Here is a 9,625-nt window from a genome sequence, read left to right as displayed (position 1 = left end):
GGCCGGACACCCGCCCGCCCCGCCCGCTGACCCCTGCCCCTCTGCAGAAAGGCACCCATGCGCCTCGTCTTCGCCGGCACCCCCGAGGTCGCCGTTCCCGCCCTGGACGCCCTGCTGGCCTCGGACCGGCACGAGGTGGTCGCGGTGGTCACCCGCCCCGACGCCGCGTCCGGCCGCGGGCGCAGGCTGGTCGCCAGCCCGGTCGCCCAGCGCGCCGAGGAGGCCGGGATCGAGGTCCTCAAGCCGGCCAGGCCGAGCGAGCCCGCGTTCATGGCCCGGCTGGCCGAACTGGCGCCGGACTGCTGCCCGGTGGTCGCGTACGGCGCGCTGATCCGCCCCGGCGCGCTGGAGATCCCCGTGCACGGCTGGGTCAACCTGCACTTCTCGCTGCTGCCCGCGTGGCGCGGCGCCGCCCCCGTGCAGCACGCGGTGCTGGCCGGCGACGAGGTGACCGGCGCGTCCACCTTCCTGATCGAGCAGGGGCTGGACTCCGGTCCGGTGTTCGGCGTGGTCACCGAGGAGATCCGCCCGGCCGACACCAGCGGCGAACTGCTCACCCGGCTCTCGCACTCCGGTGCCCGGCTGCTGACCGCCACCATGGACGGCATCGCGGACGGCTCGCTGCGGCCCGTCGCGCAGCCCGTCGACGGCGTCACCCTGGCCCCGAAGATCAACGTCGAGGACGCCCGGATCGAGTGGTCCCACCCGGCGCTGCGGGTCGACCGGCTGGTCCGCGGCTGCGCCCCCGCGCCCGGTGCCTGGACCACCTTCCGCGGCGAGCGGCTCAAGGTGTCCGGCCCGGTGACGCTGCTGACCGGGAGCTCGGAGCTGGCCCCCGGCGAGCTCGCCGTGAGCAAGAACAGCGTCCGGGTCGGCACCGGCAGCCACGAGGTCGAGCTGGGCGAGGTCCAGCCGCAGGGCAAGAAGCCGATGCGGGCGGCAGACTGGGCCCGTGGGGTCCGGATCGAGTCCGGCGAACTGCTGGGCCGGTGACACCGCGGCCCCGGTCCGCCCGTCCACCCCGAAACCCCGTCCGCCCCGAAACCGTCCGATCCGTTGATTCCGTAGCACCTTGAGGCACCAGTGACCACCCCCAGCGCCAAGCGCGCCCCCCGCCCGCACCGCCGCCCGAAGAAGGACCCGGCCCGGATCGTCGCCTTCCGCGCGCTGCGCGCCGTCGACGAGCGGGACGCGTACGCCAACCTGATCCTGCCCTCGCTGCTGCGCGAGGCCGAGCAGAAGGGGATGGACCGCCGCGACGCGGCCCTCGCCACCGAGCTCGTCTACGGCACGCTGCGGATGCAGGGCAGCTACGACGCGATCATCGCCGCCTGCGTCGACCGCCCGCTGCGCGAGGTCGACCCGCCGGTGCTGGACGTGCTCTCGCTCGGCGCGCACCAGCTGCTCGCCACCCGCATCCCCAGCCACGCCGCCGTCTCCGCCACCGTGGAGCTGGCCCGGGTGGTGCTCGGCGACGGCCGGGCCAAGTTCGTCAACGCCGTCCTGCGCAAGATCAGCGCCCAGGACCTGGACGCCTGGCTGCAGCAGGTCGCCCCGCCGTACGACCAGGACGCCGAGGACCACCTCGCCGTGCTGCACTCGCACCCGCGCTGGGTGGTCTCCTCGCTGTGGGACTCGCTCGGCCGCTGGCAGCCGGACGCAAGCGGGCGCAGCGCGATGGAGGAACTGCTCGCGGCCGACAACGCGCGCCCCGAGGTCACCCTGATCGCCCGCCCCGGCCGCGCCACGGTCGAGGAGATCGCCGCCGCGCTGCCCGAGGCCGAACCCGGCCGCTGGTCCCCGTACGCGCTGCGGCTCGCCGAGGGCGGCGACCCGGCCGGGATCGACGCCGTGAAGGAGAACCGGGCCGGTGTCCAGGACGAGGGCAGCCAGCTGGTCGCCCTCGCCCTGGCCGCCGCCCCGCTGGAGGGCAGCGACCGGCTCTGGCTGGACGGCTGCGCGGGCCCCGGCGGCAAGGCCGCCCTGCTCGGCGCCCTCGCCGCGCAGCGCGGCGCGGCCCTGGTCGCCTCCGAGAAGCAGCCGCACCGGGCCCGGCTGGTGGCCCGCGCCCTGGACGGCAACCCCGGCCCGTACACCGTGATCGCCGCCGACGGCACCAGGCCCGCCTGGCGCGAGGGCTCCTTCGACCGGACCCTGGTCGACGTCCCCTGCTCGGGTCTCGGCGCGCTGCGCCGCCGCCCCGAGGCGCGCTGGCGGCGCCGGCCGGAGGACATCGCGGGCTTCGGGCCGCTCCAGCGGGACCTGCTGCGCACCGCGATCCGGGCCACCCGGGCGGGTGGCGTGGTCGGGTACGCCACCTGTTCGCCGCACCTGGCCGAGACCCGGGCCGTGGTCGACGACGTGCTGCGCGAGGAACCCGGTGTGGAGTGGATCGACGCCCGGCCGCTGCTGCCCGGACTCCCCGCGCTCGGCGACGGCCCGGACGTCCAGCTCTGGCCGCACCTGCACGGCACCGACGCGATGTACCTGGCCCTGCTGCGCCGCACCGGCTGACCCGCGGCCGGGCCGCCACCGCGGTGGCGGCCCGGCCGTAGCACCGGCGCCGGCGGGTCACTGCCGGGCGGTGGTCTCCGGGGTGATGGTGTAGATCTCCACCTCGCCGAGGTAGACCAAATCCTCGACGTACTCGGCGAGGTCGTCGTAGAGCAGGTTCTCGGTCCAGGTCCGGTGGTCGAGGATCCACTCGGCGAGGGCCGTGCGGTCGCCGCCGGCGACCAGCCGGTCGAGTTCGGCCTTGGCGGTGCCCGCCTCCTCGGCGGTGATCGACCCGTGCTCGCCGGCCTCCGCGCGGGCGAGGGTGGCGTCGATCTCCTCGCCGTAGCGCAGCACGGTCTGCAGGGCCAGGGCGCGCTTCATGTCCGCGGCGGACAGGATGCCGAACGGGTGCGAGGCGTACGTGCCGTCGGGCAGCTTGAGGGTGTTCTCGCGCTCGAAGTCGCCGCCCTCGGCCTGCGGGTCGGAGTTGACGAAGGCCACCCGGCTGCCCGGGGGAGCGGACGCCAGCAGCTGCCGGTCGGTGACGTCGGCGACCGGCTCCTGCGCCCTGGAACGGTCGGTGGCGGGGGTGCGCAGCCGGTACGGGGAGCCGAACGCCTTCTTGAACCAGAGCTTGTGGTGGCTCAGCCCGGTCGACCCGTGGTCCTTGAGGGTGAACGGCTGCCGCGCCGCCCGGTCGAACTCCGCCCGGCCGACCGCCGCCGCCCACGCACCGAGCTGCACGGCCTGCACGAAGGTGGCGCAGTCGAGCGTCCAGCCACCGGAGTTGTCCACCAGGTCGCGCACCGCGTCGTACGGGGACCTGCCGTCGCGCAGCTTCAGGTAGGCGTCGTCGCCGTGGCCCTGCTGCACCCAGTTCAGCCGGTTGAAGGCCTTGTCCCGGCCGGAGTTCTCGAACTCCGGGCCCCCGGCGAGGAGCCTGCGGGCGGTGAGGTCCACCTGCGCCCGGTACGCGTAGGCGTAGACGCTCCGGCCGGTGAGACATCCGCCGAGGCCGAGCAGCACCGCGTCCACCGAGGCGAACACCGTCCGTCCGGCCTGCGCCAGCTCCGGCAGGGCGGCGACGTAGCCGTCGTGCCAGACCACGCCGATCGCCTCGTCGTCCGCCAACTCCCGGAGCTTCGCGAGCAGTTCCTGTCCCGTGTACTGCTGACCCGCAACCGTGTACACCGATGGTCCCCCCATCCGTTCGAACCTGCCGATTCCCCCGTGCTGGACATTAGTGACACTCCGTCAGCCTGTCCACGAATCCGGCACACCCCCGTCGCCGATCGGTACTGGACAAAGCAGCCGGTGCGGCAGAGGCTGACGGACATGGAGTTCACCCACCTCGGCCGTACCGGCCTGACCGTGTCCCGCCTGTGCCTCGGCACCATGAACTTCGGCCCGCACACCGAAGAGGCCGACGCGCACGAGATCATGGACACCGCCCACGAACAGGGCATCAACTTCTTCGACACCGCCAACGTCTACGGCTGGGGTGAGAACAAGGGCCGTACCGAGGAGATCATCGGCAGCTGGTTCGCCAAGGGCGGCGGCCGCCGCGAGCGGACCGTGATCGCCACCAAGCTCTACGGCGACATGGGGGAGTGGCCCAACGAGGGCCGGCTCTCGGCGCTCAACATCCGCCGCGCGGTCGACGCCAGCCTGCGCCGCCTGCAGACCGACCACATCGACCTGTACCAGATGCACCACGTCGACCGGGCCACGCCGTGGGACGAGATCTGGCAGGCGATGGAGGTGCTGGTCGCCCAGGGCAAGATCATTTATGTCGGCTCGAGCAACTTCGCCGGCTGGCACATCGCCCGCGCCCAGGAGACGGCCAAGGCCCGCAACTTCCTCGGCCTGACCAGCGAGCAGTCGATCTACAACCTGCTGGAGCGCAACGTCGAGCTGGAGGTGATCCCGGCCGCCCAGGAGTACGGCCTCGGCCTGATCCCGTGGTCCCCGCTGCACGGCGGACTGCTCGGCGGCGTGCTGCGCAAGGAGGCCCAGGGCGTGCGCCGCTCCACCGGCCGCTCCGCCGAGACGCTGGAGTCCAAGCGCCCGCAGCTCCAGGCGTACGAGGACCTGGCCGCCGAACTCGGCCACGAGCCCGGCGACGTGGCGCTGGCCTGGCTGCTCGCCCGGCCCGCCGTCACCGCCCCGATCGTCGGCCCGCGCACCCTGGACCAGCTGCACGCGGCCGTCCGGGCGCTGGACGTGACGCTCGACCAGAAGACCCTCGACCGGCTGGACGAGATCTTCCCGGGCCGCCGTACCGCCCCGGAGGACTACGCCTGGTAGCCGACCGGGCCCGGTACCGGCCGCCGGGTCCGCCCGGCGGCCGGCACCACCGGGAGCACCCCGCCCGGTCGCGCCCGCCCGGCGGGGCCGCCGCACCCCGGCGCACCGGCCCCGCTGCGCGGTTACCGGGCATCGGCGCCCGGACGCGTCAGGATGGCGGGGTGAAGCCGATCATCAATCAGGTCCCGTACTACTCCCAGTGGGAGTCGCCCGAGCTGGTGCCGGACATCCTGGCGGGCACCGTCCGGGCCGGTGACGACCCGCTGTGGGAACGCTCCGGCGCGGCCGGCGAGGACGAGTACGAGTACTGGTCCTGGCGGATCTGCGGGATGGCCTGCCTGCGGATGGCCCTCGACTTCTGGTGGGGCGTCGCCCCCGCCTCGATCCGGCTGGCCGAGGAGTGCCTGGCCGCCGGGGCGTACGTCCGCCACCCGGACGGCCGGCTCGACGGGCTGCTGCACCGGCCGTTCGCCGAGTACGTGCGCACCCGGTGGGGCCTGTACGCCGACGCCCGCTCCCCGCTGCCGGCCGAGGAACTCGCCGGGCAGATCGCCGAGGGCCGGCTGCTGATGCTCTCGGTGCACCCGAGCATCCGCACCCTCGACCCCGAACCACCCCGGCAGGGCGGCCACCTGGTGCTCGCGGTCGGCGCGAACGACGACGAACTGCTGATCCACAACCCGTCCGGCTTCCCGGACGGGTCGCAGCAGTACGCCCGGGTGCCCTGGGCGGACCTGCCGCGGTTCTACGCCGGGCGGGGCATCCTGCTGGGCCCGCCCCGCCGCGGCCGGGTCAGCGCAGGCACCGGACGGCGGACCGCGGCGCCGGGCCACTGAGCCGGGTCACTGGGCCCGGTCACTGGGCGGGCCCACTGGGTCGCCCCCGCGCGGAGCGGGCGGACGGATCAGCTGCCGACCGGCAGGCCGATCGGGTTGAGCTGCGGGAGCTCGGCCCGGCAGGCGGTGGAGATCGGACGCAGGGTGGTGGCCAGTTCGTCGAGCTCGGCCCGCCGGAAATCGGCCCAGACCCGGGCGGCCGCCAGGTCGGTGGCCGCCTCCAGGGCCTGGTGGCGGGCCCGGCCCTCGGCGCTGAGCGAGCCGTCCGCCTCGAGCCAGCCGCGCTCGGTCAGCCGGGCGGTGGCCGCCTCCCACTCCTGGTCCGTCCAGCCGCGGTACGGCTGCATTACCTCGCGGCGGATGTCCAGGGCGCAGCGCACCACCAGCGCCTCGCAGCCGTCCAGCCCCTCGGTGACCAGCGCGGCCACGTGGCCGTCACCGCGGTGCTCGCGCAGCACGGTGGTGGCGTGCCAGAGCCGGCCCAGCCGGCCCTCGGGACGCGGCAGGGCGGCGTTGGCGGCGGCCAGCACCCGCCCGCAGCAGTCCAGGCCGTCCACCGCCCGCTCCAGCAGCTCCACCGAGCGGTCGATCAGGTGCGGCTTCACCGGCTCCAGGACCCGCGCCAGCGCCGCCTCCGCCCCCGAGACCCGGGCCGCCAGCGCGGCCTGAGGGGTGGCCCGCCCCCAGACGTCCGGCAGCGCCCGCTCGACCATGCCGGGCGCGAAGTTGAAGAAGGCCGCGATCACCGGCGCCGCGTCCACCGGCCCGAGCGGCGCCGACCGCCCGGCGAAGTAGCCGCGCCAACTGCCCCGCAGCCCCGCCGCCTCGTACGCCGCCCGGCCCTCGGGCGAGAAGTAGGTCAGGGCGTGGACCGGCTCGAAGAGCCACCACAGGGCACGGGCAGGGTGAGCCAGCTCGGCCATCGGACACCTCTCTCGGAACGGACCGCGGTGGTCGCGGCCCTGGCACGCGTCGGGTGCGACGCGGGTCGCGGGACCGGGCCGCCGCCCGCCCGGGGCCGCGTACGCGAGATGATGTCCCCCAGAAGGCAGCGACGACCGCCCGCACCGAGTTGTGAAGGTACCCTCAAATGGCTCAGATCAACCCCAGCATCCTCTCCGCCGACTTCGCCCGCCTGGCCGAGGAGGCCGAGGCGGTCCGAGGCGCCGACTGGCTGCACGTGGACGTCATGGACAACCACTTCGTCCCCAACCTCACGCTCGGCGTCCCGGTCGTGGAGTCGCTCGCCCGGGCGACCGGCACCCCGCTGGACTGCCACCTGATGATCGAGCAGCCCGACCGCTGGGCACCGCAGTACGTCGAGGCGGGCGCGGGCTCCGTCACCTTCCACGTCGAGGCCGCCGCCGCACCCGTCCGGCTGGCCCGCGAGATCCGCGCCAAGGGCGCCCGGGCGTCGATGGCGCTGCGCCCCGCCACCCCGATCGAGCCGTACGAGGACCTGCTGCCCGAGCTCGACATGGTGCTGATCATGACGGTCGAGCCCGGCTTCGGCGGCCAGGCCTTCCTGGACATCATGCTGCCCAAGATCCGCCGCACCCGGGAGCTGATCGACAAGCACGGCCTGGACCTGTGGCTCCAGGTCGACGGCGGCGTCTCCGCGAGCACCATCGAGCGCTGCGCCGAGGCCGGCGCGGACGTCTTCGTCGCGGGCTCCGCGGTGTACGGGGCCGAGGACCCGGCCGAGGCCGTGCGCGCCCTGCGGGCCCAGGCCGAGGCCGTGACCGCCACCGCCCCCTGGGCCTGCCGCCACTGACGGCCCGTCGGTCCCGGGCCCGCGGCACCGGCCGTGGGGTGCGGGACGCGGGACGCGGCCGCGTGGGGTGGCCGCGTGGGGTGGCCGACCGCCGTCGAGATGCCAAGGGGGAGCCGTGCACGAGCAGGGATCACAGACCGAACCGCGACCGGACCTGGAGCCCGGGTCGGATTCGGCCGCACCGGTACCCGGGCCGCGGCGCCGGGGGCTGCTGCGGGCCGCCGTCGGGCTGGGCGGCCTGGCGGTGGCCGGCGGCGCCGTGGGCACGGCGATGGCGGCGGACCTGCTGCCGGGCGGGGTACGGCTGCGCCGGGCGCTCGGTCTGACCGGGCCCGACGGTACGGTGCCGCAGGTCACGGCCGGGCCCGTGCACGGCGTGGACCTGCGCTCCGCGGCCCGCGGCCGCACCGTCCGGATGATCACCATGCTGCCGCCCGGCGGCCGGCCCGCCGCCGAACTGCCGGTCTGCGTGGTGCTGCACGGACGCGGCGGCGACGCGCAGGCGATGGCCGACCTCGGTCTGCCGCAGTTCCTGGCCGCCGCGGCGGCGGGCACCGCGCCGTTCGCGCTGGTGGCCGTCGACGGCGGGGACGCCACCTACTGGCACGAGCGCACGCCCGGCGACGACCCGCAGCGGATGCTGCGCTCCGAACTGCCGGCCGCCCTCGCGGCGCAGGGCCTGCGCCCGCCCGGCGCCGCGCTCGGCATCTCGATGGGCGGCTCCGGCGCGCTGCGGTACGCCCGCGACCGGGGTACGGAGTTCGGCCCGGTCGCGCTGCTCAGCCCGGCGCTGTTCCGGAGCTGGCCGGACGCCCGGACCGTCGACGGCTTCCGCGACGAGGCCGACTGGCGCGAGCACGAGCCGCTGCTGCACCTCGACCGGCCGCACGGGCGCCCGCTCGGGGTCTGGTGCGGTACCGAGGACCCGTTCTGCCCGGCCGCCCGTACGCTGACCGCCCGGGCGGCGGTGGCGCGCTTCCCGCACGGCGAGCACACCGAGGGCTTCTGGCGCCGGGTCGCGCCCGAGGTGCTGTCGTTCCTCGGGCTCGCCCTGGGGCGGGGCTGACCGGCGCACCGGACCGGGGCGTGCGGCGAGAAGCGCCGGGGCGCCCGGCGGCGGGTGCTTCGCGTTCGGCCGGCGCGGGCGGATGATCGACCTCGACCGGTCCGGGTGACCGGCCGCAGCACACGACGACGGCGATGGAGCCCGGATGAGCAACCTCGACCTCAGGCCCACCCCCACCACGTGCGGCCGGGAAGCCGCCGGCGGCCCGGTGAAGGACCTGCTCACCGCCCGGACGGTACCGCTCGGCGAGTCGACGGTGGTACGGCGGCTGCTGCCGAACCTCGGGCGGCGGATGGTCGGCGCCTGGTGCTTCGTCGACCACTACGGCCCCGACGACATCGCCGACGAACCCGGCATGCAGGTCCCCCCGCACCCCCACATGGGCCTGCAGACCGTCAGCTGGCTCCACCAGGGCGAGATCCTGCACCGCGACAGCCTCGGCAGCCTGCAGACCGTCCGCCCCCGCGAACTCGGCCTGATGACCGCCGGCCACGCCATCTCGCACTCCGAGGAGTCCCCCCGCCGGCACTCCCGCCTCCTGCACGGCGCCCAGCTCTGGGTCGCCCTCCCCGACACCCACCGGCACACCGCCCCCGCCTTCGAACACCACCCCGATCTGCCCGTCGTCACCGCCCCCGGCCTCACCGCCCACCTCATCCTCGGCACCCTCGACGGCGCCACCTCCCCCGGCACCACCCACACCCCCCTCGTCGGCGCCGACCTCACCCTCCGCGAGGGCACCCGCCACCGGCTGCCCCTCGAGCCCGACTTCGAGTACGCCGTCCTCACCATGAGCGGCCGCACCGAGGTCGACGGCGTCCCCCTCGACCCCGGATCCATGCTCTACCTCGGCTGCGGCCGCGCCGAACTCCCGCTCCACGCAGACAGCGACAGCTCGCTCCTGCTCCTGGGCGGGGAACCGTTCCAGGAGAAGATCATCATGTGGTGGAACTTCATCGGCCGGACCGGAGAGGAGATCCGGCAGGCGCAGCAGCAGTGGACGGCCGGCACCCGCTTCGGCGAGGTGCACGGCTACGACGGCGACCGGCTGCCGGCCCCGCAGTTGCCCGCGACGCCCCTCAAGCCCCGGGGCCGCGCCCGCTGATCCGGCGCCCCGCCGCTGGCGGCCGCCGCCGCACCGGCCCG

The 9,625-nt window shown here is 75.3% G+C and carries 9 protein-coding genes; 7 read left to right on the top strand and 2 right to left on the bottom strand.

What is annotated here, in order from left to right; genetic code table 11:
* Positions 1-57 precede the first annotated feature (57 nt).
* Both fmt and AA75_RS20070 read left to right on the top strand, forming a co-directional pair.
* Positions 58-993 carry a methionyl-tRNA formyltransferase gene (gene fmt, locus AA75_RS20075; RefSeq protein ID WP_033821505.1) on the top strand — a complete coding sequence of 312 codons (936 nt, stop codon included), beginning with the start codon at positions 58-60 and terminating at the stop codon, positions 991-993.
* A 90-nt stretch (positions 994-1,083) separates the two neighbouring features.
* Entirely contained in the window at positions 1,084-2,514 is a 1,431-nt protein-coding gene (locus AA75_RS20070) for an RsmB/NOP family class I SAM-dependent RNA methyltransferase (RefSeq protein ID WP_033821504.1), read from the top strand.
* A 57-nt stretch (positions 2,515-2,571) separates the two neighbouring features.
* Here AA75_RS20070 and AA75_RS20065 read toward each other — a convergent pair whose 3' ends face one another.
* Positions 2,572-3,687, bottom strand: coding sequence for a hypothetical protein (locus tag AA75_RS20065; RefSeq protein WP_033821503.1), 1,116 nt, complete (start codon positions 3,685-3,687; stop codon positions 2,572-2,574).
* A 144-nt stretch (positions 3,688-3,831) separates the two neighbouring features.
* On the opposite strand from AA75_RS20065, the gene AA75_RS20060 reads away from it, so the two are divergent.
* Entirely contained in the window at positions 3,832-4,803 is a 972-nt protein-coding gene (locus AA75_RS20060) for an aldo/keto reductase (protein WP_033821508.1), read from the top strand.
* A 161-nt stretch (positions 4,804-4,964) separates the two neighbouring features.
* Positions 4,965-5,639, top strand: a complete 675-nt coding sequence (locus tag AA75_RS20055) for a C39 family peptidase (protein WP_233289103.1) — start codon at positions 4,965-4,967, stop codon at positions 5,637-5,639.
* A gap of 68 nt (positions 5,640-5,707) precedes the next feature.
* Here AA75_RS20055 and AA75_RS20050 read toward each other — a convergent pair whose 3' ends face one another.
* Positions 5,708-6,562, bottom strand: a complete 855-nt coding sequence (locus AA75_RS20050; RefSeq protein WP_033821502.1) for a hypothetical protein — start codon at positions 6,560-6,562, stop codon at positions 5,708-5,710.
* Positions 6,563-6,729: 167 nt separating this feature from the next.
* Here AA75_RS20050 and rpe point away from each other — a divergent pair, with 167 nt between their 5' ends.
* The 3 genes from rpe to AA75_RS20035 all read left to right on the top strand — a co-directional run bounded on the left by rpe (position 6,730) and on the right by AA75_RS20035 (position 9,584).
* Entirely contained in the window at positions 6,730-7,413 is a 684-nt protein-coding gene (rpe, locus tag AA75_RS20045; RefSeq protein WP_033821501.1) for a ribulose-phosphate 3-epimerase, read from the top strand.
* Positions 7,414-7,528: 115 nt separating this feature from the next.
* Positions 7,529-8,479, top strand: coding sequence for an alpha/beta hydrolase family protein (locus AA75_RS20040; protein ID WP_051812840.1), 951 nt, complete (start codon positions 7,529-7,531; stop codon positions 8,477-8,479).
* Between the two features lie 145 nt (positions 8,480-8,624).
* The gene (locus AA75_RS20035) at positions 8,625-9,584 is read left to right on the top strand and encodes a pirin family protein (protein WP_033821500.1); all 960 of its coding nucleotides are present in this window, start codon (positions 8,625-8,627) and stop codon (positions 9,582-9,584) included.
* The last annotated feature ends 41 nt before the right edge of the window (positions 9,585-9,625 follow it).

It is taken from the genome of Kitasatospora sp. MBT63 (genome assembly GCF_000710465.2).
Classification (GTDB): Bacteria; Actinomycetota; Actinomycetes; order Streptomycetales; family Streptomycetaceae; genus Kitasatospora.
The sequence above is the reverse complement of the archived record's forward strand: the minus strand, read 5'-3'. Positions and strand labels throughout refer to the sequence as shown.

Coding starts and splice junctions, on each gene's coding strand:
- fmt (WP_033821505.1), top strand. CDS start 58: ATGCGCCTCGTCTTCGCCGGCACCCCCGAGGTCGCCGTTCCCGCCCTG.
- AA75_RS20060 (WP_033821508.1), top strand. CDS start 3,832: ATGGAGTTCACCCACCTCGGCCGTACCGGCCTGACCGTGTCCCGCCTG.
- AA75_RS20050 (WP_033821502.1), bottom strand. CDS start 6,562: ATGGCCGAGCTGGCTCACCCTGCCCGTGCCCTGTGGTGGCTCTTCGAG.
- rpe (WP_033821501.1), top strand. CDS start 6,730: ATGGCTCAGATCAACCCCAGCATCCTCTCCGCCGACTTCGCCCGCCTG.
- AA75_RS20035 (WP_033821500.1), top strand. CDS start 8,625: ATGAGCAACCTCGACCTCAGGCCCACCCCCACCACGTGCGGCCGGGAA.